This is a genomic window from Mycobacterium cajalii, assembly GCF_045809005.2.
GTDB lineage: Bacteria > Actinomycetota > Actinomycetes > Mycobacteriales > Mycobacteriaceae > Mycobacterium.
In genome coordinates this window covers 1,049,754-1,074,268 of record NZ_CM141436.1, presented here as the reverse complement: position 1 = coordinate 1,074,268, position 24,515 = coordinate 1,049,754, and the positions used below count along the sequence as shown (strand labels likewise).

Below are 24,515 nucleotides of genomic sequence, written 5' to 3'. Positions count from 1 at the left end.
CCCCTTTCTTACCGCGTCTACAGCGAGTGCTGCAGCAGGACCTGCCCGTTGTCGGCGGAAACCACCTGCACGGCGGCGATCTGGTCGACCGGAGTCGAGATGCTGCCGGCCGGCGTCGCGGTGTGTCCGGGGACGGCCACCCAGGTCGCCAGGCGGGTCTGGCTGCCGTCGCGGCCCACCACCACCATCGCCAGCGTGTCGTGGTGTGCGGTCAGCGGGGCCAGGCACACGCAGTCGAGGTTGATGGAGGTTCCCCAGTGTCGGCGGCTGACCTGCACCGTCGAGGTGAGCAGGGTGGTGCCGACCTGCGCCATCGGCTGGGACGACGCACTGGCCTGCGGCGGGGGCGCCGCCGAATGACCGTGCACGCCGACGAACACGCCGACCGCCAGCACGACGGCCGCGGCCGAGGCGGCCGCCCACGTCGCCACGCGCGTGCGGCGTCGCCGGAAGCGCACCGCAGCCAGCAGCGAGGGCAGCAGCGCCGGGGACACCTCCGGGGTCGCCAACGGGCCCGACTCGCCGAGCGCGGCCACCTCCTCGCGATCCAGCCGGGAAAGCAGGGCCGGCACGCCGCTCAGGTCGGCGACGGCGTCCCGGCACGGCCGGCAGCCGGCCATGTGCGCCTCGAATTCGCGGCGCTCGGCGGCGCACAGCGATCCCAGCACGTAGGCGGCATCCCACATCGCGTAGCGGTCATCGGGCGGGCCGATGTCCCCTGGCCGAGCGTTCATCTCATCACTCTCCCTGTTCGTCATGACTTATCGGGTGACCCCGAGTTCCTGCAGCGTGAGGCGCAGCGCCCGCACCGCGTAGTGCAGGCGCGACTTGACCGTGCCCTCGGCGATCTCCAGGTCGGCGGCGATCTGCACGGTGGTCCAGCCGCGGTAGTACGACCTCTGGATCACGGCTCGGTGCTCGGCGGACAACTGGGCCATCGCGTCGGCGATCAACAACCGGTCCAACGCCGCGTTCACCTCGTCGGGTGTCGACTGCTCGGGCGCTCCCACGTCGTCGGTGGAGGCGACCACGTGGCGGAACCGGGCGCTGCGCCGGTCGTCGATGATCATGTTGCGGGCGACGGTGAACATCCAGGCCCGCGCCGAGCGGTCGGCATCCCCGATGATCTCCGGATGCTGCCACGCCCGCAGCAGAGTTTCCTGGACGACGTCCTCGGCGTGGCTCGCGTCCCCGGTCAGCCGCAGCGCGTAGCGCCACAGCACCGCGGCGTGCTCGTCGTAGATCGCCCTCATCAGCGCGGCCTCGGCCGCCGCCGCCCCAGTGCCAGCAACTCGAGCCACCCGATCACCTCCGCCCAGTGACACGAGCCGCCGGAGCGGTTAGTTCACGCGGGCCTCATGCAGGTCTCACGCAGGCAACGTGAGGATGCGCGGGCCGTCGTCGGTGGCGGCGACCGTGTGCTCCCAGTGCGCCGCGCGCGAGCCGTCGGAGGTGGTCACCGTCCACTCGTCGTCGAGCACCACCGTCTTGCCCGTGCCGAGCGTCAGCATCGGTTCGATGGCCAGCACCGAACCGGGCGCCAGCATGGGGCCCCGGCCGGGGGCTCCCTCGTTGGGCAGGAACGGATCCATGTGCATCTGCCGGCCGATGCCGTGGCCCCCGTAGCCCTCCACGATCCCGAACCGGCGCCCGTAGCGACGCTCGGCCGCGCGGGTGCCCGTCTCGATCGCGTGGGCGACGTCGGTCAACCGGTTGCCGACGACCATCGCGGCGATCCCGGCCTCCAGCGATTCCCGGGTCGCCGCCGAGAGCGCCTCGTCGGCGGGCCGCAGCGGGCCCACCCCGAAGGTGATCGCGGCGTCCCCGTGCCAGCCGGCCAGCACAGCCCCGCAGTCGATGGACACCAGGTCCCCGGGGGCGAGGACTTCGGCGGCCGACGGGATGCCGTGGACGACCCGGTCGTTGACCGACGCGCAGATCGACGCCGGGTAGCCGTGGTAACCCAGGAACGACGGCGTGGCCCCGGCGTCGCGGATCACCGAGTCGGCGATCTCGTCGAGACTCAGCGTCGATGCCCCGGGGACCGCTGCCGCGCGGACGGCGTGCAGCGCGGCGGCGACGACGGCGCCCGCCGCGGCCATCGCGTCCAGTTCGGCGGCACTGCGCTGCGGCACGACCCGGCGACTGCGCAGTCGTGCCAGCGGTGTCATGGTTCCTCGCCCGGGTTCGCTATTTGCCGAGGGCTTGCAGCGCGCGGGCGAACACCTCGTCCATCGAGCCGACGGCGTCGACGGTCTTGAGTTGGTCGCGGTAGTACTCCAGCAGAGGCGCGGTTTCCTCGCGGTACACCTTCATCCGGTTCAGGATGACGTCGTCGGTGTCGTCGGCACGGCCGCGCGCCTTGAGCCGCTGCAGCAACTCGTCCTGCGACACCCGGAACTCGAGCACCGCGTCGATGTCGGTGCCGCGCCGTTCGAGCATCTCGTGCAGCGCCTTGGCCTGCTCGAGCGAGCGCGGATACCCGTCCAGGATGAACCCGTCGGCGGCGTCCGGGTCGTCGAGCCGGTTGTCGACGAGTTGGTTGGTCAGCTCGGCGGGCACCAGGTCGCCGGCGTCCAGGTACCGCTTGGCCTCCAGGCCGAGTTCGGTGCCCTCGCCGATGTTGCGCCGGAACAGGTCACCGGTCGAGATCTGCGGGATTCCCAGCTTCTGAGCGAGCTTCTCGGCCTGCGTGCCCTTGCCCGCCCCCGGCGGCCCCAGCAAAACGAGTCTCACTTGAGGAACCCTTCGTAGTTGCGCTGCATGAGCTGACTCTCGATTTGTTTGACCGTATCCAATCCGACGCCGATCATGATCAGAACGGCCGTACCGCCGAACGGCAGGTTTTGCACCGCCCCGCCGTTGCCGATCTGCAGGAACAGGTTGGGCAGCACCGCGATCGCGCCCAGATAGATCGAGCCCGGCAGCGTGATCCTGCTCAGGACGTAGCGCAGGTAGTCGGCGGTGGGCTTACCCGGACGGATGCCGGGGATGAAGCCGCCGAACTTCTTCATCTCGTCGGCGCGCTCGTCGGGGTTGAAGGTGATCGACACGTAGAAGTACGTGAAGAAGATGATCAGCCCGAAGTAGATGGCGATGTAGACGGGGTCGCTCGGGTCGGACAGGTAGGTGCTGACGAACTTGTCCCACCAGCTGTTGCCCATGCCGCCGCTGCCGCTGCGGATCAGCTGGGTGACCAGGTGCGGGATGTAGATCAGCGACGACGCGAAGATGACCGGGATGACGCCGGCCTGGTTGACCTTGAGCGGCAGATAGGTGGAGGTGCCGCCATACATGCGCCGGCCCACCATGCGCTTGGCGTACTGCACCGGGATCCGGCGCTGTCCCTGCTCGACGAACACCACGCCCACGATGATGGCCAGCGCGGCGACCAGGACCGCGGTGAAGATGACCCCTCCGCGGCTGTCCAGGATGGTCTTGCCCTCGGACGGGATGCGCGCGGCGATGCCCACGAAGATCAGCAGCGACATGCCGTTGCCGATCCCGCGTTCGGTGATCAGCTCGCCCATCCACATCACCAGCGCCGCCCCGCCCGTCATCACCAGCACGATGACGACCAGGGTGAAGATGCTCTGGTCGGCGATGATGTCCAGCGAGCAGCCCTGCAGCAGCCCGCCGTTGGCCGCCAGCGCCACGATGCTGGTGGCCTGCAGGACGGCCAGCGCGATCGCCAGGTAGCGGGTGTACTGGGTCATCTTGGCCTGGCCGGACTGGCCTTCCTTGCGCAGCTCCTCGAAGCGCGGGATCACCACCGTGAGCAGTTGCACGATGATGCTGGCCGTGATGTAGGGCATCACGCCCACCGCGAACACGGTGAGCTTGAGCAGCGCCCCGCCGGAGAACAGGTTGATCAGCGAGTAGATCTGCCCGGCCTCGCCGCCGGTGGCCTCTTTGATGCACTGCTGCACGTTGGGGTAGTTGACGCCGGGTGACGGCAGCGCGGCACCGAGCCGGTAGAGCAGAAGGATGCCGAGGGTGAAGAGAATCTTCCGTCTCAGGTCGACTGTCCGCAGCGACGAGATGAAAGCCGAAAGCACTCTATCCTCCTGCGCAGCCGAGGGTCATCCTGGTCACGCGCCCAACACCCGCAGGCCAGGACGTACGGCCGACCTTATCTACAGCGCGTCAAATCGTGTACGAGACTAACAGCTGATCTGCACAGTTTCGTTAGCGGGCCGTTGTGCCTGCGGCAAAGCGCAAAACCGGGACAACTCTTTATACTCGCTAAGTACCGGCAGCCGGCGTTCCTGGCGTGAGCACCGGGAGGAATGGAGCACCATGACGCGCAGTGATCAAGACAGCTGGGACCTGGCCTCGAGCGTCGGCGCCACGGCCACGATGGTCGCGGCGGCCCGCGCCCTGGCCAGCGAAGCGACCAACCCGATCATCGACGACCCGTTCGCGGCGCCTCTGGTCCGGGCGGTCGGGCTCGACTTCTTCCGCCGCCTGGTCGACGGCGAGGTGGTCCCCGATGCGGACGAGGACGGCGAGCGGGACCTGCAGCTGGAGACCGATTCGATCGCGGTACGCACCCGCTTCTTCGACGACTTCTTCCTCAACGCGGCGCGCGACGGCATCCGTCAGTCGGTGATCCTGGCCGCCGGTCTCGACGCGCGCGCCTACCGGCTCAGTTGGCCGCCGGACAGCGTGGTGTACGAGGTCGATCAGCCCAAGGTCGTCGACTTCAAGAGCACCGCGATGTCGGACTTGGGCGCCGCCCCGACCGCGGACCGGCGAACCGCCAGCGTCGACCTGCGGGAAGACTGGCCGGCCGCGCTGCGCGACGCCGGCTTCGACACGACCCGGCCGACGTCCTGGAGCGCCGAGGGCCTGCTGATGTACCTTCCGCCCGAAGCCCAGGACCGGCTGTTCGACAACATCACCGGGCTCAGCGCCCCCGGAAGCAGGCTGGCCACCGAATTCCATGGGGATTCGGGCCGGACGATGAGCGAACGCGCGCGGCAGTTCAACGAGCGGTGGGCCAAAGTCGGCTGCGACATCGACTTGTCGGGACTGTTTTTCGACGGCGAGCGCAGCGACGTCGTCGATTACCTGACCGGCGCGGGCTGGCAGGTCAGCACCCGGCCCCGGCGTGAGCTCTTCGCCGATTACGGCCTCGTCTACCCCGACGACGAGGAATCACAGCTCCGCAACATCGTCGCCGTCACCGCGGCGCTGCGCTGAACCACCGACGCCCGGCGGCGTCGGAGGCGCTGGTCGGGTTGTTGATGGGTGAGTTGTGCTGTTTTGTTCGTGAGGGCTAACTTGGCGGCGCGGTCCTTGGGTGATTAGCGCCGGCGGGCGGGCTGGGCGAGAATTCCGCGCGTGACTGGGTTGGCGGTGGACCCTGCGGTGTTGTCTGCTGCGGGCGCCGCCGTGGTGGGCGCCGGCGACGGTCTGGCCGCCAATCTCACGGTGCTCACGGGTGGGTTTGCGGCCAACACCGGGCACGATCATGCCGGGACGGTGTTCGGGTTGGCGTATCAGTGCGCGGCCGAGTCGCTGGTGAGCGCGGCCGCGGCCGTGGTCAACGCGTGCCGGTTCAACGGGGCCAAGATCGAGCTTTCGGCGTCGAACTACTCGCGGGCCGAGGCGGCGTCGACACTGGGTGGGGGTGCCGGGGTGCTGTCGGCGCCGCCGGATCCGGTCACGATCGCCGCGCCCGGGCCGCCGGGGACCCTGGGTCCGGGGCAGCCGCCGCCGCCGTGGTGGGCGCTGGTGCAGGCGTTCGTCGATGACGTGTGGCCCGACGCCGATGTGGGCGCGTTGTATGCCGCGGCGGGGTGTTGGCGTAGTTTCGGGGCGGCGATCGGCGGGGTGCAGGGTGCGCTGGGCGCGTCCAATGCGCTCGTCGGTGAGCAGCAGATCCCCGAGGGCGCGCAGATCGGTGCGGTGTTGTCGCAGCTCGGTGAGCACGCCAACAGCGTCGGCGCGCAATGCGGGAAGCTGGCCGCGACCCTCGACCGGTTCGCCGACGAGGTGAGCCACGCCCAGAACGCGATCCGGGACCTGTTGCAACGGCTGGGGTCGCTGGCCGATATCGGCCACGATGTGGTGTTGGTCTTGGAGGGCAAGGCGTTCGACGAGGTCAAGAGGATCGCCGAGGACATCAACGCGGTTCTGCACAATCTGGGTCGCGAGGCGCGGGCGTTCGAACAGTCGATGGATGAGGGCGTGCAGGTCATCGACGGCCTGGTGGTCGGGATGGAAAGGTTCCTGCGCGGCCAGTTCACCCATTTTCTGGGCCAGCAGGTCGGCAATCAGGTCGCGGCGACGTTCGCCACCTGGGTCAACACCGGTGAGGGGTTCCTCAAGGGCGCCTACGAGATGGCCAAAGGGATCGAGGGGTTGGATCCGCGGTGGTTTGTGCTGGACCCTGAGGGCGCGGCGCCCGCCTGGAAGGGCATGACCAGGACGGGCCTGCTCAACCACATCCTCAACCCACAGGATGCCGTGGACGCCGACAAGCAGATGTTCAGATCGCTGCTGCATTTGGATGATTGGCGCGGCGATCGGCCGGGATTGGGGTTGGGGGAGAACCTTTTCGACGTCGCGACGCTGGTTGTGCCCGGGGTCGGTGAGGCCGGGGCCGGGGCCAAGGGGGCTGCGGCGGCGGGGCGGGCCGCCGAGGAAGGTGGTCAGGCCGCCGATGTCGCCGGCGTAGCCGGGCGCGGTGCGGGAGCCGCCGGTCGGGTCGCCGGCGCCGGCGACGCGTTGGGAGATATCGGCAAAGCCGGTTCCGGGCTGACCAAAGACCTCGACGGCCTCAGCCGGGACCTGACCCCCCGGGCCGAGGCCCCGCTGGGTGGCCAACCCGTCGGACTGCCGCCCGACAAACCGCCCGCGGCGCCCGTCGAGCACCCACCGCACCCGGCCGAGCACCCGCCCGCGGGTGGCGCGCACGAGCCGGCACCGGCACCCGCGGGATCTTTGCATGAGCCCTCACCCGCCAGCGGAACGCGTGAACCGGTGGCTACACCGGTGGCTCGCCCACATCAACCGGAGTGGGTACCCGCCGCTACGTCTCGGGGCCTGCCATCGGCGGCTCCGCAGCAGCTGGCCGAACGCGTACCGGCCGGGGCTCCCGCACCGCCCGGCCCAGCACCCGCCGAAGCGGCACCAGCACCGGTTGCCGCGGCGCCCGCACCGCGCCCGCCGGCCGCCAACTTCACCGCTGCCAGCGGTCACCCCGCCGAACTGCCCACACCACGCGGCGATGAACCGCACGGATTTGGTGACGAGCATCGGCCCGACGACAGGCCACCCGGACAGCACGACCGTGGTCTGCACGAACACAACGACGGCAACCCGCGACATGGGGCCCAACACGTGCGGGAACCTAACGGCGGAAAGCTGGGCGAACCCGATGATGATGCCACTGACCATCGCGACGCTTCTGATGGCGGCCCACCGACCGCTCTCGACAGCTTGAGCTCCGACGATCTCGCGGCTATCGCGGACTACACTGGAACGGGTTACCTCGAACTAAACGACGCGCTGAGGAGTAGTGCATTGGACGCGTCTCAGCAAGCTCGTGTTGACGCGGTAAATCGTGCGCTAGCGAAGCTTCCTCCGTATCACGGTCCAGTAGTCCGGGGCACAGATCTGCCGCCCGAGGTCCTCGCTCAGTACCAACCCGGCGAAGTCATCACAGAAAAAGCGTTCTTGAGTACCACAACAAATCCCGCAGTGGCACAGTCGTCGGCGTTTGCCGGGAATGTAGAGTTCAGGATTCTTTCCAGTACAGGACGGGATGTCTCGTCCATTTCGGCTTTCCCAGGCGAGCTGGAGATATTATTTCCCGCTCGCTCGCGATTCTATGTTCTAGGCAGACGGATAGATCCATCAACGGGCAGGACCATCATCGAAATGATTGAACGGGCTGAGCAAAATTGATGGGTCTCTTGAACGTGACGGGAGATTAGGATGAGCAAGGAACTCGCCGGGAAGATCTTTTCGACACCCGAAGAAGCGGGTGTTACTCCGCCGACAGAAGAAGAATTGGCGAACGCACGGAAAATCTTTGACGAATTTCAGCGAAAAGTAGATGCCGTAACACCTGAAGATCGCGTCACCGAGGTGTCGCCGAAGTTTTGGGATGACACCTCAGGTACTGAGTACGACCAGCGTAAACATAGCTAACCGTCGTTTGATGGTTGCAGCGGCGGCAGCAATGGCCGCTCTGGGACGGTACGCCGTCCGAGCACTTCGGCCCGAAAATTGCGTCGCCTAAGGGCGTCGAGAATTTTTCTCGCAATCAGTTGAAAAGTGGCTGCCACTCGCCGCTCAGTGGCATTTGTGACGCTCGAGCGTCAGACCTCTACGCGCGCCCGGAAGTGTTGTGGCAATCCCCTGCCCGAGCCCGTGGTCAACTCGCTTGGCCGAATATATCCGTCGACCGCGGTTGCTACGCACGGGAATCCGCCCACAGCCACCACGTTCGGCGCGCAGGGGAACACCGACGACTTCAGGCGGTCTCGGCGGGTCTGGCGGCCGGCGCGCGGACGATCATAGGCACGGCCGGGAAGCACCACGCCATCTCCGAACGCGACTTGCGCAGCGCCGCGGTGCCGTAGCCCTTCTTGCGGTGCTCGGGGTGGATCCAGATCCGCACGTCGACCTCGCCGCGCACCAGCTCGCCGAACACCATGCCGACCTTCTCCCCCTCCTCCTCGGCCACGAACCAGGCGGCTTCCTCGTCGTCGACACGCCGCAGCGCCGCGTTGATCTCGTCGTCGAGGTTGCCGGCCGGTCCGCCGGAGCCGTCCCCGGCGCCCATCTCCGCGGTCCGCAGGGCGAAGAGGTCCCGGTCCGATTGCGGCGAGAACGGCCGCAGCTCGAGGTTCTCCCCCGAGCTGGCCGGCCGTTCCTTGACGGTGAAGCTCAGCTGCTTGTTGAGGTCTTCGAGTTCGGCGAGGATCTTCCGGCGCGAATCTTTGGTCAGTTGGTCGAACGACATGCCCATCACAGCCTCGGCGGCCGCGTGCGAGGTGCCCAGCAACGCGGCGACCGCCCCGACCGCGGCCGCCTTGTCCTCGGACTCCACCACGACGTCGGCTATCTCATGGCGTCGTTCGAGGGCGTTCAACAGGGCATCTGCGATCTCTCGCCGGGCGGCTTTGCGGTCCTGGTCGGTCATTGCACCAGATTAGATCGCCGCCGGAGGTAGCGCCTCGGAGCGTCGGCTTCCCAGCTCGAGGAACCGGTGGTAGCGATCCTCGACCGCCGCCGCCCACGCGGGCCGGGGCTCGACGACGCGCCCGGTGCGCGCCCAGCGGGCGGCATCGGCGATCGACGTCTCCAGGCCGGCCGCCATGCGGGCCAGGAACGCCGCCCCCAGCGCGGCGCCCTCGGCGACCTCGGAGACCTGCACTGCACGGCCGGTGGCGTCGGCGACGGCCTGCATCCACGGCCCGACCCGGGTGCCGCCGCCCGCGGCGACGAGGCGCGTCACCGGCGCCCCGCTCAGCTCGATGAGCTGACGCACCACGAAGCCCGACGCCTCGTAGGCGGCCCTGCGCAGCGCGGCGGCGTCGTGGGTCAGGTCCAGACCATCGAGCACGGCCCGGCGGTCCGGATCGTGGAACGGCGTGCGCTCCCCCCGGATGTAGGGCGACCACACCGGGACCCGCCGCGGGTCGGTCGCGGCCGCGTCGCCCGGCCCCAGCACGCGATCCACCCACCCCAGGAACAGTCCGCCGGCGTTGCTGGCCCCGCCGATCTGGCTCTTGCCCGCGGCCGTGTGCGGGATCGTCCACAGGCCGGGAACATGCCTCGCCTCCGCGACGGTCGCCCACACGATCAGCGTGGTGCCGCACAGCACCAGCACGTCGCCGTCGCGGTCGGTGCCGGCCACGATCTGTTCGCACAGGGCGTCGACGGCGCCGGTCGCCAGCACCGCGCCGGTCTGGCGCAGCCGGCCGGCCGCAGCTCCGACGGTTTCCACCCGCGGCATCTGCTCGACGGTCGCTCCGCGTTCGGCGCAGGTCGCCGCGTTCCAGCCGGTCCCGTCGAAAAGGGGGAATGTCGTCGCGGCGGTGACGAAGTCGATCACAGCCTCGCCGGCCAACGCATAATTGGCCACCGCCGGCGCCGGCCAGTACCCGGCCGCCCCGGGCGCCGCAGCCGCGGTCCAGCGCAGGAACTCCGCCGCCTCACCCACCGCGGGCAGCGGTTGCTCGGCCGTCCCCGGGCCCCGGCCCCGGGCGTCCCCGTACAGCAGCCCCGGCGTGACGGGGCCGCCGGTGGGGTCGACGGCGGTCAGCGACGGCACCATCGCCGCAACGGCGACCGCCTTGGCGTCGCGGCGGCCGAGTCGGTCCAGCGCCGCCACCGGGCCCCGCCGCCACGCCTCGTCGGCGTCGTGCTCGAGCCGGTCGGGCGCCGGCACCCGCAACCGGTGACCGATGCGCGCCCGTGCCGTCACGCGGCCGTCGGCGTCGGCGGCGACCGCTTTGACCGACGTGCTGCCGATATCGATGCCGATTGTGACGGCTTCGCGTGACACGGGCGTCACCGTACGCCAGCATTGGCTCTCGTGACGTCCAAACCACGCGCCCTGGTGACGGCCCCGCTGCGCGGGCCGGGGTTCGCCAAGCTCCGGGAGCTGGCCGAGGTCATCTACGACCCGTGGATAGAGCAGCGGCCCCTGCGTATCTACAGCGCCGAGCAGCTGGCCGAGCGGATCGCCGGCGAAGACGCCGATGTGGTTGTGGTGGAAAGCGACTCGGTGCGCGGGCCGGTGTTCGACCTCGGATTGCGTGCGATCGCGTCCACCCGGGGTGACCCCAACAACGTCGACGTCCCCGGGGCCACCGCGGCCGGTATCCCGGTGCTGAACACCCCGGGGCGCAACGCCGACGCGGTCGCCGAGATGACCGTGGCCCTGCTGCTGGCCGTCACCCGCCACCTGCTGCCCGCGGACGCCGACGTCCGGAGCGGCAACATCTTTCGCGACGGGAGCATCCCGTACCAGCGCTTCCGGTCCTGGGAGATCGCGGGGCGCACCGCCGGGCTGGTGGGCCTGGGCGCGGTCGGCCGGGCGGTGCGCTGGCGGCTGTCCGGCCTGGGCCTGCGGGTCATCGCCCACGACCCCTACAGCGACGAGGCCGAGTACGGGCTCGACGAGCTGCTGGCCGAGGCCGACGTGGTGTCCCTGCACACGCCGGTCAGCGACGAAACCGCCGGGATGATCGGCGCGGCGCAGTTCGCGGCCATGCGCGACGGCGTGGTGTTCCTCAACACCGCCCGGGCGCAGCTGCACGACACCGACGCGCTGGTCGAGGCGCTGCACACCGGCAAGGTGGCCGCCGCGGGGCTGGACCACTTCGCCGGCGAATGGCTGCCGACGGACCACCCGCTGGCGGGCCTGCCCAACGTCGTCCTGACCCCGCACATCGGGGGTGCCACCTGGGATACCGAGGCGCGGCAGGCGCAGATGGTGGCCGATGACCTGGAAGCGCTGTTGTCGGGGAACACCCCCGCCCATATCGTCAACCCGGAGGTGCTGGGCTCGTGAGGTATGTCGACAACCCCGAAACCGCGGTCCTGGACGCGGCCAAGGACATGCTGCGCCGCGGCCTGGTCGAGGGCACCGCCGGCAACATCTCCGCCCGGTGCGCCGACGGCAACATCGTCATCACGCCGTCGTCGGTGGACTATCGCGACATGCGGCTCGACGACGTGGTGCTCGTCGACCCCGACGGCGCCGTACTGCAGGCCGCGGAAGGCCGGTTCCCGTCGTCGGAGATGCAGCTGCACCTGTCCTGCTACCGGGCGTTCGACGACGTCGGCAGCGTCATCCACAGCCACCCTGTGTGGGCGACGATGTTCGCCGTTGCGCGCCAGCCCATTCCGGCCTGCATCGACGAGTTCGCCGTGTACTGCGGCGGCGACGTCCGGTGCGCCGAGTACGCCGCCTCGGGCACGCCCGACGTCGGCCTCAACGCCGTCCAGGCTCTCGACGGGCGCGCGGCCGCCCTGATCGCCAACCACGGCCTGGTGGCCGTCGGCCCGCGACCCGACAAGGTGCTGCACGTCACCGCGCTGGTGGAACGCACCGCCCAGATCGTCTGGGGTGCAAGGGCCCTGGGCGGCGCAGTGCCCATTCCCGACGATGTGAACGGCAACTTCGCCGCCGTCTACGGCTATCTGCGTGCCAACGCGTGACGCACCGATTCCGGCTCGGCCGCGCAGGAGTCGCGCGCATCGTCGAGATCCGATTCTCGTTGGGCGCCCGCTGTTTTCCCCAGACACCGCCGTCGGGATGGCGGGACAACGCCGACCTGCTGGTGCCGGACTTCTTCGACCCCGACACCGATCAGTGGCACATCGCGGTCCAGAGCTGGGTCATCGACGTCGACGGGCTGACGGTCATCGTGGACACCGGTGTCGGCAATGACCGCCAGCGCCCGCACCTGCCGCCGCTGGATCACCTCAACACCGGGTTCCTTGCCGCGCTGGAGGCGACGGGGGTAGACCGCGACGCGGTGGACGTGGTGGTCAACACCCACATCCATTCCGACCACGTCGGGTGGAACACCGTGCTGGCCAACGACATTTGGGTGCCGACGTTTCCCAACGCGCGGTATCTGTTGCCGGCCGCCGATTACCGCCATTTCGCCCCCGACGGACCCGCGGGCCGGCAGCCCGTTGACCAACTCGTGTTCGCCGACAGCGTGCTGCCGGTCGACGACGCCGGACAGCTCGTCTTGTGGTCCGACGATTACCGGATCAGCCCGTCGCTGCACCTGCGGGCCGCCCCCGGACACACGCCGGGTTCCTCGGTGCTCTGGCTCGACGCGGGCCGGCCGGCGGTTTTCGTCGGCGACCTCACCCACAGCCCGCTGCAGCTGCGCCGGCCCGCCGACGCCTGCGCCTTCGACGTGGACGCCCCGGCCGCCGCCGCCACCCGCCACCGCATATTCACCGAGGCCGCCCGGGCGGGAGCAGTGGTGATACCCGCGCACTATCCCGGCCGCGGCGGCGCCACGATCCGCTCGGTGGTCGACGGCTTCGACGTCGACCGCTGGCTCGACATCGAATCTCTTTGATCCGCTACAGGATTCGTCGGAAACGCCAGGTTTTCCGTGTCCTGCGCCCGGGCGGCAGACTGCACCGGGTCGACATCACCGTCCGCGACGGCCTGGCCGCGCCTCTGATGAGGCACAACCATCATGCGGCCGGCAAGCTCGGCGACGCGGTCCCCCGGCCGCTGCGGGCGGCGGGGTTCGACCGCACTTTGATCGCCACGCATCGGCAGCGCGTGGTGGGAGGGCTCAATTACTACCGTGCCACGCGACCGGCCTGAGACCGGTGTCGAGCGAGGTTGCCGCGATCGGGCGACGGCGTACAGTGGAGGAAGCTGTTAAACGGGCTAATTATTAGCCGAGTTGGACTAACTACTTAGGGGTACGACTATGACTTCCACCGGCTCCCGGTACGAGGGGGACACCTGGGACCTGGCATCCAGCGTCGGAGCGACCGCGACCATGGTCGCGGCCGCCCGCGCGATGGCCACCCGCGCCGACAACCCGCTGATCGACGACCCGTTCGCCGAGCCGCTCGTGCGGGCGGTGGGCGTGGACCTGCTCGCCCGCCTGGCGAGCGGTGAACTGGACCCGGGCGAGCTCAACGACGTGCATGACGGCGCCACCGGCTCCGCCGGGGCCATGTCACGCATGGCCGACAACATGGCCGTGCGCACCAAGTTCTTCGACGAGTTCTTCCTGACGGCGACCGGGGCGGGCATCAGGCAGGTCGTGATCCTGGCCTCCGGGCTCGACGCCCGGGCCTACCGGCTGCGCTGGCCCGCCGGAACGGTCGTCTACGAGGTCGACCAGCCGCAGGTGATCGAGTTCAAGTCCCGCACACTGGCCGATTTGGGCGCCGCGCCCACGGCAGACCGGCGCGTGGTGGCCGTGGACCTGCGCGACGACTGGCCCACCGCGCTGCGCACCGCCGGGTTCGACACCGCGCAGCCGACCGCGTGGAGCGCCGAGGGCCTGCTGGGCTATCTGCCGCCGGAGGCGCAGGACCGGCTGCTGGACACCATCACCGAGCTCAGCGCACCGGGCAGCCGGCTGGCCACCGAAAGCGCGCCCAATCCCGAGCCCGGTGACGAGGACAAGATGAAGGAACGCATGCGGGCCATCTCCGAGCGCTGGCGCGCGCACGGCTTCGACCTCGACATGGCGGGGCTGGTCTACTTCGGCGACCGCAACGAGGCAGCCCCCTACCTCGCCGATCGCGGGTGGCGGTTGGACAGCGTCAGCATCCGGGAGCTGTTCGTGGCCAACGGGCTCCCGCCCCTGCAGGACGACGACATGCGCATGGGCGAGATGCTCTACACCAGCGGCACCCTCGAGAAGAAATAGGAGCGTAAGCCGATGACCACGAATCCCGGACGTACCGAGGGCGACAGCTGGGATCTCGCGTCCAGCGTCGGCGCGACCGCCACCATGGTCGCGGCCTCCCGCGCCCTGGCCTCCCAGGGGCCCGACGCGCTGCTCGACGACCCGCTGGCCGACCCCCTGGTGCGCGCGGTGGGGTTGGATCCGTTCATCCGCATCATCGAAGGAGAACTCGACTTCGACGACGACCCGCTACTCAACCGCAGAGCGCGGGTCGAGCAGATGACGGTCCGGACAAGGTTTTTCGACGACTTCTTCACCGGCGCCGCCGAAGACGGCGTCCGGCAGGCGGTGATCCTGGCCTCCGGCCTCGACACCCGCGCCTACCGGCTGCGCTGGCCCGCCGGCACGGTGGTCTACGAGGTGGACCAGCCACGGGTGATCGCTTTCAAGACGGAGACCCTGGCCGGCCTCGGCGCCACCCCGACCGCCGAGCGCCGCGCCATCGGCATCGATCTGCGCGACGACTGGCCGGAGGCGTTGCGGCGCGGCGGTTTCGACGTCGGCCGGCCGACCGCGTGGAGCGCCGAGGGCCTGCTGCCCTACCTGCCGCCCGAAGCCCAGGACCGGTTGTTCGACCACATCACCGCCCTCAGCGCGCCGGGCAGCCGGCTGGCCACCGAGCACGTGCCCGATCCCAACGCCTTCACCGACGAGCGGTTGCAGCGGATCACGGAGCGGTGGCAGCGCGCCGGTTTCGACCTCGACGCGGCCAACCTGTTCTACCAGGGTGAGCGCAGCGTCGTGGTCGACTACCTGAGCGGCCACGGGTGGCAGGTGGCTGCCCATGCGGTCAGGGACCTGTATGCGCAGAACGGTTTCGAGTTTCCCGAGGAGCTGACGGCCGCCTTCGGCGACCTGAATTACGTCGCCGCGACCTTGAAGTAGGGTCATCCCATGGCACGCGCTCACGACGACAGCTGGGACCTGGCCTCTAGTGTGGGCGTGACCGCGACGATGGTCGCGGCCGGGCGCGCCATGGCGACCCGGGACCCGCGGCACCTGATCGACGACCCGTTCGCCGAGCCACTGGTGCGCGCCGTCGGGGTCGATTTCTTCACCAAGCTGCTGGACGGCGAGCTCGACCCGGCGGCGTTCGAGAACGCCTCACCGGTGCGCATGCAGGCGATGGTCGACGGAATGGCTTTGCGCACCAGGTATTTCGACGACTACTTCGCCGCGGCTACCGCTTCGGGGGTCCGTCAGGCGGTCATCCTCGCGTCCGGGCTGGACGCGCGCGCCTATCGGTTGCCGTGGCCGTCAGGCACGCTGGTCTACGAGATCGACCAGCCCGAGGTGATCGACTTCAAGTCGAACGCCCTGTCCGCCATCGGCGCCCAGCCCTCCGCGGTTCGGCGCACCATCCCCATCGATCTGCGCGCCGACTGGCCCACCGCGCTGACCGCGGCGGGACTGGACACGGCGGCGCCGACGGCGTGGCTGGCCGAGGGGCTGTTGATCTACCTGCCGCCGGACGCCCAGGACCGGTTGTTCGACGACGTCACCGCGCTCAGCGCGCCGGGCAGCACGATTGGCACCGAATTCGTGCCCGGCATCGTGGATTTCGATGCCGAGCGGGTGCGGGAGATGTCCAGTCCGTTCCGGGAGCACGGCGTCGACATCGACATGGCGTCGCTGGTCTACGCCGGCGAACGCAACCACGTCGTGGACTACCTGCGCTCAAGGGGCTGGAACGTCGAGGGGGTGACCCGCACGGAACTTTTCCAACGCCACGGCATGGACGTGCCCGCAGCGGAGGATGACGACCCGCTCGGCGAGATCATCTTCATCAGCGGCACTTTCGCCGGCTAGAGGCGCGACTCCCCCAGCCACAGCGCGCTCGCGCCGTTCAGCGTCTGCTCGAGGTTGTCCAGCACCCCGGCGACCACGCGGCCCGCCAGCGCGCCCAGCGCGTCGGGGAACGACGCGGCGGCGGGCAGCGACGAGGCCCGCGGCCGCAACAGGTCCAGCAGCGAATGGCTCGGATAGCCGACCAGGCGCACGTCGGTGTCCTCGTCGAGCCCGGCCAGCACCTTGGCCCGGCGCACCGCGGCCCGCAGCCCGCCGAGTTCGTCGACCAGCCCACGCTCGAGGGCGTCGGCGCCGGTCCAAACCCGGCCCCGGGCAACGGCGTCCACCGCCTCGATGCTCAAGTTGCGTCCCGCGGCGGCGCGCTCGACGAAGTCGGCGTAGAACAAGTCCACCTCCGCCTCGCGATGCGCCTGCTGCTCCGGGGTGAAGGGCGCGTCGGCCGACCAGGCGTCGGCATTGGCGTTGGTGCGCACGGTGTCCGAACCGACACCCAGCCGCTGCTTGAGGTCACGGACCACGAGCTTTCCGCTGAGCACCCCGATCGAGCCGGTGATCGTGCCCGCATTGGCCACGATCGCGTCGGCCCCCATCGCCGCGTAGTAGCCGCCGGAGGCGGCGACCGCGCCCATCGACGCCACCACCGGCTTGCCGCGTTCGCGCGCCCTTTTCACCTCGCGCCAAATGGTTTCCGACGCGCTGACCGACCCCCCGGGGCTGTCGATCCGCACGACGATCGCGGCCACCGCGTCGTCGGCGGCGGCCGCGCGCAGCGCCGCGGCGATGGTGTCGCCGCCCACCGAGGAGTTACCGAACGGCAGAAACTGCGGTCCCCCGCGCCCGTTGACGATCGGGCCGTCGAGGGTCACCACGGCCACCGCCGGCTTGGGCTTGCGGCCCGGGACCGACGGCAAGGGCGGGGCCAGCCGCGCCCGCGCGGCGGCGGCGTAGCGCGCCAGGTACAGCCGGGGCGGTTCATTGTCGTCCGAAACATCCTCGACGCCAAGCATTTCCGCCACCCGAGCGTAGGCTTCGTCGCGGAACCCGATCCGGTCGACCAGGCCGGAGGACACGGCGTCGTCACGCAGCAGCGGGGCCCGGTCGGCCAGCGCGTCGAGCGACTGCGGGTCGATGGTGCGCGACTGGGCGACCGCCTGCCACACCTGGTCCTGCAGGCTTTCCAGCATCCGGGTGACGGCCTCGCGGTGGGCGTCGGTGAAGCCGTTCTCGGTGAACAGGTTCGGCGCCGACTTGTATTCGCCGCGGGTGACGAACTGCGCCTCCACACCGGCCTTGTGCAACGCGTCGCGCAAAAACAGCGCGTTGGTCGCGAAGCCGGTCAGCCCGACGGTTCCCGACGGTTGCATCCAGACCTCACGGAACGCCGAGGCCAGATAGTACGACAGCGTGCCGGGATAGGTCTCGGCCCAGGCCAGCGACGGCTTGGCCGCGCTGAAGGCCGCGATCGCCTCGCGCAGCTCCTGGACCACCGCCGCCGGGGACGCCGCGAGCTGCACGCGGGCGATCATCCCCGCGACCCGCGGATCCTCGGCGGCGCGGTGGATCGCGGCCACCGTGTCGCGCAGCGCCATCGGCCGGCCGCCGCCGCTGATGATCGCCAGCGGGTCGAAGCCCGCCGTCTCGGGCGGCACCGCGCGCAGGTCCAGCTCGAGCACGCAACCGTTGGGCACGCCGTGGTGGCGGGCGGTGTCGAGCCGGCCGGCCAGGGCACGGACGTCTTTCCCGAGATCGGGAACACCGGGAATCGAGGGCAGGAACGCAAACATATCCGTCCAGCGTACCGATCGCCCCCCGTACGGTGAGGGGGTGAGGTTCTCGATCGCCATCCCCCAATTCGACTACGACGGCTTCGACGCCGCAGGGCTGCGCTCCTACCTCGCGCGCGCCGAGGAACTCGGGTTCGAGGCGGGCTGGGTTCTCGAGCAGATCATCGGGGCGGCGCCGCTGCTGGCGCCCCTGGAACTGCTGGCGTGGTGCGCGGCGAACACCGAACGGCTGCGGCTGGGCGTCGCCGTGCTGGTGACGTCCCTGCACGACCCGCTCCAGCTGGCCTCGGCCGCGACCGCCGTGGACCGGCTCAGCCACGGACGGCTGGACGTCGGCGTGGGCACCGGCGGGGGCTCGCGGCGCTTCGCCGCGTTCGGCGTGGACAAGTCGACGTACATCTCCTACTTCACCGAGGGACTGGAGCTGATGAAGGCGGCCTGGTCCGACGAGCCGCGGGTGACGTTCCACGGCAGGTTCCGCGACGTCGACGACCTGCCCGTCGCGCCCAAGCCGGTGCAGCGGCCGCACCCGCCGATCTGGTTCGGCGGGCTGGCGCCCAAGGCCCTGGCCAGGGCGGTGCGCCACGGTGACGCGTTCCTGGGCGCCGGGTCGTCGACCACCGAAGCGTTCGCCGGGGCCGTCGAAGTGGTGCGCCGCGAGCTCGACGAGCAGCGCAAGGATCCGGCGCGCTTCACGATCGGCAAGCGGGTCTACCTGATGGTCGACGACGACGCGGCGCGGGCCCGCGAGCGGGTGCTCGCCGGGTTGCGGCGGATATACGGCAAGATGCCCGGCATCGATGCGGTGCCGGTGTCGGGAACGCCCGGCGACGTCGCCCGCGGGCTACGCGAGGTGATCGACGCCGGAGCCCAGACGCTGCTGCTCAACCCCGTCGGCACCGATGTCCCGGAGAACCGCGAGCAGATGGAACGCCTTGCCGCGGAGGTGCTCCCGCAGCTCACCTAGTGGCACGAGCAGACGCAAAAGCCCCCGAAACCAATGGTTTTGGGGGCTTTTGCTGGGGCACCTCCCGCTTGCGGGGGACTGCTTGCGCGGTCTAGAGCTCGGTGGCCGAGCCGCCCGCGGCGCTGATCTTCTCGCGCGCGCTGCCGCTGAACTTGTGCGCGGACACGTCGACCTTGACGATCAACTCGCCGTCGCCGAGCACCTTGACCAACGAGTTCTTGCGTACCGCGCCCTTGGCCACCAGGTCGTCCACGCCGATGGATCCACCCTGCGGGAACAGCCGGCCGATGTCGCCGACGTTGACGATCTCGTACTCGGTGCGGAACCGGTTCTTGAATCCCTTGAGCTTGGGCAGCCGCATGTGGATCGGCATCTGCCCGCCCTCGAAGGTCACCGGCACCTGCTTGCGGGCCTTGGTGCCCTTGGTGCCACGGCCCGCCGACTTGCCCTTGGAACCCTCCCCGCGGCCGACGCGGGTCCGGGCGGTCTTCGACCCGGGCGCGGGGCGCAGGTCGTGCAGCTTGATGGTCACTGTGTTGTCCCTTCGGGCGCCGACTCCACCTCGACCAGATGGCTGACCACCGCGATCAGCCCGCGGGTCTGTGGGTTGTCTTCACGGATCACCGAGTGGCGAATCCGCCGCAGACCCAGCGTGCGCAGGCTCTCGCGCTGCTTCCAGCGCGCACCGATCGTGCTGCGTACCTGGGTGATCTTGAGATCTGCCATGGTTATGCGTTTCCTTCACGTGCGGCCGCCGCGGCCAGCGCGTCGCTTTCCCGTCGCGCCCGCAGCATGCCGGCCGGGGCGACGTCCTCGATCGGCAACCCGCGCCGGGCCGCCACCTCCTCGGGACGCTGCAGCAGCTTGAGGGCGGCGACCGTGGCATGCACCACGTTGATCGCGTTGTCGCTGCCCAACGACTTGGCCAGGATGTCGTGCACCCCGGCGCATTCCAGCACCGCGCGCGCCGCACCGCCGGCGATCACACCGGTACCGGGGCTGGCGGGGCGCAACATCACCACGCCGGCGGCGGCCTCGCCCTGCACGGGATGGGTGATGGTGCCGCCGATCAGCGGCACCCGGAAGAACCCCTTGCGGGCTTCCTCGACACCCTTGGCGATCGCGGCGGGGACCTCTTTGGCCTTGCCGTAGCCGACGCCGACCATGCCGTTGCCGTCGCCCACGATGACCAGGGCGGTGAAGCTGAAGCGCCGCCCACCCTTGACCACCTTGGAGACACGGTTGATGGCGACGACGCGCTCCAGGTAGTTGCTCTTGTCGCCGTCGCGGTCCCGATCACGACCGCCGCGGCCACCTCCGTCGCGGCGACCCCGGCTGTCGCGGTCACCACGCGAGTCGCGGCTGTCGCGGCTGTCCTGCCCGCCGGCCGACTGCTCCGCCATTATGCGGTCCTTCCAGTTGTCACCAGGCTGATGTCGTTCATCAGAATCGCAATCCGTTCTCGCGAGCGGCATCGGCCAGGGCCGCGATCCGTCCGCCGTAGGAGTATCCGCCGCGGTCGAACACCACGCTGTCGATGCCGGCGGCCTTGGCGCGCTCCGCGATCAACTGGCCCACCCGCACGCTACGGGCTTTCTTGTCTCCCTGCAGCCCGCGCACGTCGGCCTCGGTCGACGACGCGGCCGCCAACGTGGTGCCGTTCTCGTCGTTGACCAGTTGCACGTGGATGTGCCGCGCGGACCGGTTCACCACCAGCCGCGGACGTTGCGGGGTGCCCGAGACCTTCTTGCGCAGCCGCGCGTGCCTGCGCAGCCGGGATACCCGCCGGGCCCCGGAGATGTTCTGCCCCACCGGCTTTCGCGCGGCGGCGTCAGTCTGTGATTGCGCCATGACTACTTACCTGTCTTTCCGACCTTACGGCGGATCTGCTCACCCTCGTAGCGCACGCCCTTGCCCTTGTACGGGTCGGGGCGGCGCAGGCGGCGGATGTTCGCCGAGATCTGGCCGACCTTTTGCTTGTCGATCCCCGAGACCGAGAACTTCGTCGGCGACTCGACCGCGAACGTGATGCCCTCGGGGGCCTCGATCACGACCGGGTGGCTGTATCCCAGCGCGAACTCCAGATTGGAACCCTTGAGCTGCACCCGGTAACCGACCCCGAAGATCTCCATCTTGGTGGTGTAACCCTGGGTGACGCCGGTGACCAGGTTGGACACCAGCGTGCGGGACAGCCCGTGCAGCGAGCGGTTGCGTCGCTCGTCGTCGGGACGGTTGACCACGATCGCGCCGTCCTCGCTGCGCTCCACGGTGATCGGCTCGGCGACCGTCAGGTCCAGGACGCCCTTGGGGCCCTTGACCGAGACCTTCTGTCCATCGATCGTTACGTCGACCCCGGAAGGAACCGGAATCGGCCGTTTACCAATACGCGACATCTGTGTTTACGCTGCCTCTCCCACTACCACACGTACGCGAGGACTTCGCCGCCCACGCCCTGCCTGGCCGCCTGACGGTCGGTGAGCAGACCCGAGGAGGTCGAGATGATCGCCACGCCCAGGCCGCCGAGCACCCGCGGCAGGTTGGTGGACTTCGCATACACCCGCAGTCCCGGCTTGGACACCCGTCGCAACCCCGCGATGCTGCGCTCCCTGCTGGGCCCGTACTTCAGCTGGACCACCAGGGACTTGCCCACCCGGGCGTCCTCGGTCCGGTAGTCGCTGATGTAGCCCTCGGTCTTGAGGATCTCGGCGATGTTGGCCTTGATCTTCGAGTGCGGCAGGCTCACCTCGTCGTGGTACGCCGAGTTGGCGTTGCGCAGACGCGTCAAGAAGTCTGCGATCGGGTCCGTCATCGTCATTTGCGCGCGCTCCTGTTCATCGCGGCGCTCTGCATCGTCGTAGTCGCGGTCATGACAGCGTCTGACACCTTCCTCGCGGTGGTTCCCGGCCGAAAACTTCGCATGGGGCCTGCCGCGCAACCTGTTCTTGGGGTCGTCAAATCCTGGGTGGGCTCGTTACCAACTGCTCTTCTGCACGCCGGGCAGTTCGCCGGCGTGCGCCATCTCGCGCAGGCAGATCCTGCACAGCCCGAACTTGCGGTAGACCGCACGCGGGCGCCCGCACTTGTTGCAGCGGGTGTAGGCGCGAACGGCGAACCGTGGCTTGCGCGCCGCCTTGTTAACCAGTGCCTTCTTAGCCATAGTCAGTTCTCCTTGAACGGAAAGCCGAGGGCCCGCAACAGCGCCCGCCCCTCGTCGTCGGTCGTCGCCGAGGTGACGACGTTGATGTCCATGCCGCGGACCCGGTCGATCTTGTCCACGTCGATCTCGTGGAACACCGACTGCTCGGCCAGCCCGAAGGTGTAGTTGCCGACGCCGTCGAACTGCTTGGGCGACAGGCCGCGGAAGTCACGGATGCGTGGCAGCGCGATCGAGGTGAGCCGGTCGAGGAACTCCCACATGCGGTCTCCGCGCAGGGTGACCCGGACACCGATCGGCATCCCCTCGCGCAGTTTGAACTGCGCGATGGACTTGCGCGCCTTGCGAATCTCGGGCTTCTGCCCGGTGATCAGGGCCAGGTCGTTGACCGCGCCGTTGATCAGCTTGGCATCCCGGGCCGCCTCGCCGACGCCCATGTTGACGACGACCTTGGTGACGGTGGGGATCTGCATGACGTTGCCGTAGCCGAACTGCTTGTGCAGCGCATCCCGAATTTCGTTGCGGTAGCGCTCTTTCAGCCGCGGCATGACTCTTTCCGCAGTTGTCATCAAATGTCCTTGCCGTTGCGCTTGGAGATACGGACTCGCTTGCCTGTCTCCTCGTCCGCCCGGTAGCCGACCCGGGTGGGCTTGCCGTCGGAGTCGACCACCATCACGTTGGAGACATGGATCGAAGCCTCCTGGGTGACGATCCCGCCCGAGCGCGCCCCGCGCTGGTTGGTCGAAACCGCGGTGTGCTTCTTGATCCGGTTCACGCCCTCGACCAGCACCCGGTTGCGCTCGGGGTAGGCCTGCAGGACTTTGCCCTTGGCCCCTTTGTCCTTGCCCGCGATCACCAGCACGGTGTCGCCCTTGCGGACCTTCATCTACAACACCTCCGGAGCCAGCGAGATGATCTTCATGAAGCGCTTCTCGCGCAGTTCGCGCCCGACCGGGCCGAAGATGCGCGTCCCACGCGGGTCGTTGTCCGGCTTGATGATGACGGCCGCGTTCTCGTCGAACTTGATGTAGCTGCCGTCGGGACGCCTGCGCTCCTTGACGGTGCGCACCACGACGGCCTTGACCACGTCGCCACGCTTGACGTTGCCACCGGGGATGGCGTCCTTGACGGTGGCCACGATGACATCCCCGATGCCGGCGTAGCGTCGCGACGAACCACCGAGCACCCGGATGCACAAGATCTCCTTGGCGCCGGTGTTGTCGGCGACCTTGAGTCGCGATTCCTGCTGAATCACTCGATCTCCTGACCTGGTTTACGTGTGCACGGCAGGAGAGGGCACTCGGTGAGCCCCGAAAAACGCTGCTCACCACACCCTGACGTGCGCGGTCTGCGTCACCGAAGGGCACGCGGGGCCGGCTGCAAAGCTGGTTGCTGGTCACATGCCGGCCGAGGTCTGCCCACGGCAACCCCTAGAGTCTAGGCGAAGGCCAGCTCAGAGCCAAATTCGTCCCGAAATGGCGGTTGGGTCGTCGCCGGTGCAGGCGGGGCGCAGCTGTGACCACCTGCCGGTTGCCTCGCAGCCTGCGCTTTCGCCCGCACCTGCGACGTGGTGGAGCAGGAACTTGTTCAGGTGGTTTCTCGCAGGGTGGTACGGCGAGCAGCGGGAGCGCGCGACGTGCCCGACGTGGGTTCCGGTCCGTGCGAGACCAGCTCGTCGGCGATATCGGCGAGTTTGGTGTTGGAGTCCTGCGAGAGTTTGGTCAGGAGTTCGAAAGCCCGTACGGCGTCGACATGGAACCGTTCCATGATCATGCCCTTGGCCTGGCCGATGATATCCCTGCTTGCCAGGGCGGACCGAAATTGCAGTCGCTCGTCCTCGGCAATGAGCGCGACGGCTGCGTGCGTCGCGAACATGGCACCCACCGCCCGCGATTCCAAGGTGAACGCTTTCGGTTTGGTGCCGAAAAGGTTCAACGCCCCCATGCGCTTCTTGTTGGTGAAGAGCTGGAACGACAATGCGCTGTTGACGCCGGCGCCGACAGCCGCCTCGGCGAAGCGCGGCCACCGCGGCTCTTGACGAAGGCCGTTGCAGACGACCATCGGGGCACCGGCGGCGGCGTCCAGGCAAGGTCCTTCGCCGAACCGCTCCTGCAAGCGGTCGATGTCGACGGCAAGTTGCGAGGTCGCGGCCACCGACCGGAAACGCTCGCCCCCGGAAATCAGCATTACGTCGCCGCTGTCCGCGCCGTCGATCAACTCGACGCAGCTCGCCGTCACGCTGTGCAAAGTCGCACCGATATCGGTGGGGTGGGCGAATTGCGCGGTGAGCTCCTCCATGGTGTCGCGGAGTACCTGGGCATAGTCATGGTCGTCCATGAGGGTGGATGGCATCCTCTCGCAGTCGC

30 protein-coding genes are annotated in these 24,515 nt (G+C 69.1%); 11 read left to right on the top strand and 19 right to left on the bottom strand.

From position 1 onward, the window contains the following. Nucleotides 1–17 precede the first annotated feature (17 nt). From ACJ512_RS05195 to secY, 5 genes are all read right to left on the bottom strand, one after another. On the bottom strand, nt 18–734 hold the full coding sequence (locus ACJ512_RS05195) for an anti-sigma factor family protein (protein WP_407688084.1): 717 nt from the start codon (nt 732–734) through the stop codon (nt 18–20). A 27-nt stretch (nt 735–761) separates the two neighbouring features. Then, on the bottom strand, nt 762–1,301 hold the full coding sequence (locus ACJ512_RS05190) for a sigma-70 family RNA polymerase sigma factor (RefSeq protein WP_407688085.1): 540 nt from the start codon (nt 1,299–1,301) through the stop codon (nt 762–764). A gap of 66 nt (nt 1,302–1,367) precedes the next feature. Continuing rightward, nucleotides 1,368–2,171: a type I methionyl aminopeptidase gene (gene map / locus ACJ512_RS05185; protein ID WP_407688086.1), complete on the bottom strand. Its 804-nt coding sequence runs from the start codon at nt 2,169–2,171 to the stop codon at nt 1,368–1,370. Between the two features lie 19 nt (nt 2,172–2,190). Next, the gene (locus tag ACJ512_RS05180; RefSeq protein ID WP_407688087.1) at nt 2,191–2,736 is read right to left on the bottom strand and encodes an adenylate kinase; all 546 of its coding nucleotides are present in this window, start codon (nt 2,734–2,736) and stop codon (nt 2,191–2,193) included. Beyond that, a complete protein-coding gene (secY, locus tag ACJ512_RS05175) occupies nt 2,733–4,058 on the bottom strand; it encodes a preprotein translocase subunit SecY (protein WP_407688088.1) in 1,326 nt (441 codons plus the stop codon). Before secY ends, ACJ512_RS05180 begins: the two co-directional genes overlap by 4 nt. A gap of 241 nt (nt 4,059–4,299) precedes the next feature. Between secY and ACJ512_RS05170 the strand changes: the two genes are divergently transcribed. The 3 genes from ACJ512_RS05170 (at nt 4,300) to ACJ512_RS05160 (ending at nt 8,163) form a co-directional block, all read left to right on the top strand. Then, the gene (locus tag ACJ512_RS05170) at nt 4,300–5,205 is read left to right on the top strand and encodes a class I SAM-dependent methyltransferase (protein ID WP_407688089.1); all 906 of its coding nucleotides are present in this window, start codon (nt 4,300–4,302) and stop codon (nt 5,203–5,205) included. 141 nt (nt 5,206–5,346) lie between these two features. Next, on the top strand, nt 5,347–7,917 hold the full coding sequence (locus tag ACJ512_RS05165; RefSeq protein WP_461479983.1) for an ADP-ribosyltransferase: 2,571 nt from the start codon (nt 5,347–5,349) through the stop codon (nt 7,915–7,917). Between the two features lie 30 nt (nt 7,918–7,947). Further along, nucleotides 7,948–8,163 (top strand): hypothetical protein, encoded by a 216-nt coding sequence (locus tag ACJ512_RS05160; RefSeq protein ID WP_407688467.1) that lies wholly within the window; start codon nt 7,948–7,950, stop codon nt 8,161–8,163. Between the two features lie 325 nt (nt 8,164–8,488). Here ACJ512_RS05160 and ACJ512_RS05155 read toward each other — a convergent pair whose 3' ends face one another. After that, nucleotides 8,489–9,160 carry a GNAT family N-acetyltransferase gene (locus ACJ512_RS05155; protein WP_407688466.1) on the bottom strand — a complete coding sequence of 224 codons (672 nt, stop codon included), beginning with the start codon at nt 9,158–9,160 and terminating at the stop codon, nt 8,489–8,491. A gap of 9 nt (nt 9,161–9,169) precedes the next feature. After that, on the bottom strand, nt 9,170–10,528 hold the full coding sequence (locus ACJ512_RS05150; RefSeq protein WP_407688465.1) for a xylulokinase: 1,359 nt from the start codon (nt 10,526–10,528) through the stop codon (nt 9,170–9,172). 30 nt (nt 10,529–10,558) lie between these two features. Here ACJ512_RS05150 and ACJ512_RS05145 point away from each other — a divergent pair, with 30 nt between their 5' ends. From ACJ512_RS05145 to ACJ512_RS05115, 7 genes are all read left to right on the top strand, one after another. Beyond that, the gene (locus ACJ512_RS05145; RefSeq protein WP_407688464.1) at nt 10,559–11,539 is read left to right on the top strand and encodes an NAD(P)-dependent oxidoreductase; all 981 of its coding nucleotides are present in this window, start codon (nt 10,559–10,561) and stop codon (nt 11,537–11,539) included. After that, complete coding sequence (locus ACJ512_RS05140; protein ID WP_407688463.1) at nt 11,536–12,189, top strand: L-fuculose-phosphate aldolase; 654 nt, start codon at nt 11,536–11,538, stop codon at nt 12,187–12,189. The genes ACJ512_RS05145 and ACJ512_RS05140 overlap by 4 nt, the downstream gene beginning before the upstream one ends. Beyond that, complete coding sequence (locus tag ACJ512_RS05135; protein ID WP_407688462.1) at nt 12,186–13,073, top strand: MBL fold metallo-hydrolase; 888 nt, start codon at nt 12,186–12,188, stop codon at nt 13,071–13,073. Before ACJ512_RS05140 ends, ACJ512_RS05135 begins: the two co-directional genes overlap by 4 nt. Then, nucleotides 13,070–13,330 carry a hypothetical protein gene (locus ACJ512_RS05130; protein WP_461479982.1) on the top strand — a complete coding sequence of 87 codons (261 nt, stop codon included), beginning with the start codon at nt 13,070–13,072 and terminating at the stop codon, nt 13,328–13,330. The genes ACJ512_RS05135 and ACJ512_RS05130 overlap by 4 nt, the downstream gene beginning before the upstream one ends. Nucleotides 13,331–13,439: 109 nt before the next feature. Beyond that, nucleotides 13,440–14,396: a class I SAM-dependent methyltransferase gene (locus ACJ512_RS05125; protein ID WP_407688461.1), complete on the top strand. Its 957-nt coding sequence runs from the start codon at nt 13,440–13,442 to the stop codon at nt 14,394–14,396. 12 nt (nt 14,397–14,408) lie between these two features. Further along, on the top strand, nt 14,409–15,320 hold the full coding sequence (locus ACJ512_RS05120) for a class I SAM-dependent methyltransferase (RefSeq protein WP_407688460.1): 912 nt from the start codon (nt 14,409–14,411) through the stop codon (nt 15,318–15,320). Between the two features lie 9 nt (nt 15,321–15,329). Next, nucleotides 15,330–16,244: a class I SAM-dependent methyltransferase gene (locus ACJ512_RS05115; protein WP_407688459.1), complete on the top strand. Its 915-nt coding sequence runs from the start codon at nt 15,330–15,332 to the stop codon at nt 16,242–16,244. Here the strand turns inward: ACJ512_RS05115 and sppA are convergent. After that, the gene (gene sppA, locus ACJ512_RS05110; RefSeq protein WP_407688458.1) at nt 16,241–18,028 is read right to left on the bottom strand and encodes a signal peptide peptidase SppA; all 1,788 of its coding nucleotides are present in this window, start codon (nt 18,026–18,028) and stop codon (nt 16,241–16,243) included. The genes ACJ512_RS05115 and sppA overlap by 4 nt on opposite strands. 40 nt (nt 18,029–18,068) lie before the next feature. On the opposite strand from sppA, the gene ACJ512_RS05105 reads away from it, so the two are divergent. Further along, a complete protein-coding gene (locus ACJ512_RS05105) occupies nt 18,069–18,995 on the top strand; it encodes an LLM class flavin-dependent oxidoreductase (protein ID WP_407688457.1) in 927 nt (308 codons plus the stop codon). A gap of 91 nt (nt 18,996–19,086) precedes the next feature. On the opposite strand, the gene rplO is transcribed toward ACJ512_RS05105, so the two are convergent. From rplO to ACJ512_RS05050, 11 genes are all read right to left on the bottom strand, one after another. After that, a complete protein-coding gene (gene rplO / locus ACJ512_RS05100) occupies nt 19,087–19,527 on the bottom strand; it encodes a 50S ribosomal protein L15 (protein ID WP_407688456.1) in 441 nt (146 codons plus the stop codon). Next, entirely contained in the window at nt 19,524–19,721 is a 198-nt protein-coding gene (gene rpmD / locus ACJ512_RS05095; RefSeq protein ID WP_407688455.1) for a 50S ribosomal protein L30, read from the bottom strand. Before rpmD ends, rplO begins: the two co-directional genes overlap by 4 nt. Before the next feature lie 2 nt (nt 19,722–19,723). After that, a complete protein-coding gene (gene rpsE / locus ACJ512_RS05090; RefSeq protein WP_407688454.1) occupies nt 19,724–20,398 on the bottom strand; it encodes a 30S ribosomal protein S5 in 675 nt (224 codons plus the stop codon). A 40-nt stretch (nt 20,399–20,438) separates the two neighbouring features. Beyond that, on the bottom strand, nt 20,439–20,846 hold the full coding sequence (gene rplR, locus ACJ512_RS05085; RefSeq protein WP_407688453.1) for a 50S ribosomal protein L18: 408 nt from the start codon (nt 20,844–20,846) through the stop codon (nt 20,439–20,441). Nucleotides 20,847–20,848: 2 nt separating this feature from the next. Further along, complete coding sequence (gene rplF / locus ACJ512_RS05080) at nt 20,849–21,388, bottom strand: 50S ribosomal protein L6 (protein WP_407688452.1); 540 nt, start codon at nt 21,386–21,388, stop codon at nt 20,849–20,851. A 23-nt stretch (nt 21,389–21,411) separates the two neighbouring features. Then, nucleotides 21,412–21,810: a 30S ribosomal protein S8 gene (rpsH, locus tag ACJ512_RS05075; RefSeq protein ID WP_407688451.1), complete on the bottom strand. Its 399-nt coding sequence runs from the start codon at nt 21,808–21,810 to the stop codon at nt 21,412–21,414. Nucleotides 21,811–21,966: 156 nt separating this feature from the next. Continuing rightward, nucleotides 21,967–22,152 carry a type Z 30S ribosomal protein S14 gene (locus tag ACJ512_RS05070; protein WP_407688450.1) on the bottom strand — a complete coding sequence of 62 codons (186 nt, stop codon included), beginning with the start codon at nt 22,150–22,152 and terminating at the stop codon, nt 21,967–21,969. 2 nt (nt 22,153–22,154) lie between these two features. Then, nucleotides 22,155–22,718, bottom strand: coding sequence for a 50S ribosomal protein L5 (gene rplE / locus ACJ512_RS05065; protein ID WP_407688449.1), 564 nt, complete (start codon nt 22,716–22,718; stop codon nt 22,155–22,157). Beyond that, on the bottom strand, nt 22,718–23,035 hold the full coding sequence (gene rplX, locus ACJ512_RS05060) for a 50S ribosomal protein L24 (RefSeq protein ID WP_407688448.1): 318 nt from the start codon (nt 23,033–23,035) through the stop codon (nt 22,718–22,720). The genes rplE and rplX overlap by 1 nt, the downstream gene beginning before the upstream one ends. Continuing rightward, complete coding sequence (gene rplN, locus ACJ512_RS05055) at nt 23,036–23,404, bottom strand: 50S ribosomal protein L14 (protein ID WP_003403649.1); 369 nt, start codon at nt 23,402–23,404, stop codon at nt 23,036–23,038. Between the two features lie 332 nt (nt 23,405–23,736). Further along, on the bottom strand, nt 23,737–24,486 hold the full coding sequence (locus tag ACJ512_RS05050; protein WP_407688447.1) for a GAF and ANTAR domain-containing protein: 750 nt from the start codon (nt 24,484–24,486) through the stop codon (nt 23,737–23,739). Nucleotides 24,487–24,515: the final 29 nt, after the last annotated feature.

Excerpts from the sequence above, each read along its gene's own strand:
- ACJ512_RS05115 (WP_407688459.1), top strand. The coding sequence starts at position 15,330 with ATGGCACGCGCTCACGACGACAGCTGGGACCTGGCCTCTAGTGTGGGC.
- ACJ512_RS05120 (WP_407688460.1), top strand. The coding sequence starts at position 14,409 with ATGACCACGAATCCCGGACGTACCGAGGGCGACAGCTGGGATCTCGCG.
- ACJ512_RS05170 (WP_407688089.1), top strand. The coding sequence starts at position 4,300 with ATGACGCGCAGTGATCAAGACAGCTGGGACCTGGCCTCGAGCGTCGGC.
- ACJ512_RS05050 (WP_407688447.1), bottom strand. The coding sequence starts at position 24,486 with ATGGACGACCATGACTATGCCCAGGTACTCCGCGACACCATGGAGGAG.
- sppA (WP_407688458.1), bottom strand. The coding sequence starts at position 18,028 with ATGTTTGCGTTCCTGCCCTCGATTCCCGGTGTTCCCGATCTCGGGAAA.
- ACJ512_RS05195 (WP_407688084.1), bottom strand. The coding sequence starts at position 734 with ATGAACGCTCGGCCAGGGGACATCGGCCCGCCCGATGACCGCTACGCG.
- ACJ512_RS05155 (WP_407688466.1), bottom strand. The coding sequence starts at position 9,160 with ATGACCGACCAGGACCGCAAAGCCGCCCGGCGAGAGATCGCAGATGCC.
- rpsH (WP_407688451.1), bottom strand. The coding sequence starts at position 21,810 with ATGACGATGACGGACCCGATCGCAGACTTCTTGACGCGTCTGCGCAAC.
- map (WP_407688086.1), bottom strand. The coding sequence starts at position 2,171 with ATGACACCGCTGGCACGACTGCGCAGTCGCCGGGTCGTGCCGCAGCGC.
- rplE (WP_407688449.1), bottom strand. The coding sequence starts at position 22,718 with ATGACAACTGCGGAAAGAGTCATGCCGCGGCTGAAAGAGCGCTACCGC.
- ACJ512_RS05160 (WP_407688467.1), top strand. The coding sequence starts at position 7,948 with ATGAGCAAGGAACTCGCCGGGAAGATCTTTTCGACACCCGAAGAAGCG.
- rpsE (WP_407688454.1), bottom strand. The coding sequence starts at position 20,398 with ATGGCGGAGCAGTCGGCCGGCGGGCAGGACAGCCGCGACAGCCGCGAC.
- rplF (WP_407688452.1), bottom strand. The coding sequence starts at position 21,388 with ATGTCGCGTATTGGTAAACGGCCGATTCCGGTTCCTTCCGGGGTCGAC.
- rplR (WP_407688453.1), bottom strand. The coding sequence starts at position 20,846 with ATGGCGCAATCACAGACTGACGCCGCCGCGCGAAAGCCGGTGGGGCAG.
- ACJ512_RS05125 (WP_407688461.1), top strand. The coding sequence starts at position 13,440 with ATGACTTCCACCGGCTCCCGGTACGAGGGGGACACCTGGGACCTGGCA.
- rplX (WP_407688448.1), bottom strand. The coding sequence starts at position 23,035 with ATGAAGGTCCGCAAGGGCGACACCGTGCTGGTGATCGCGGGCAAGGAC.
- ACJ512_RS05070 (WP_407688450.1), bottom strand. The coding sequence starts at position 22,152 with ATGGCTAAGAAGGCACTGGTTAACAAGGCGGCGCGCAAGCCACGGTTC.
- rpmD (WP_407688455.1), bottom strand. The coding sequence starts at position 19,721 with ATGGCAGATCTCAAGATCACCCAGGTACGCAGCACGATCGGTGCGCGC.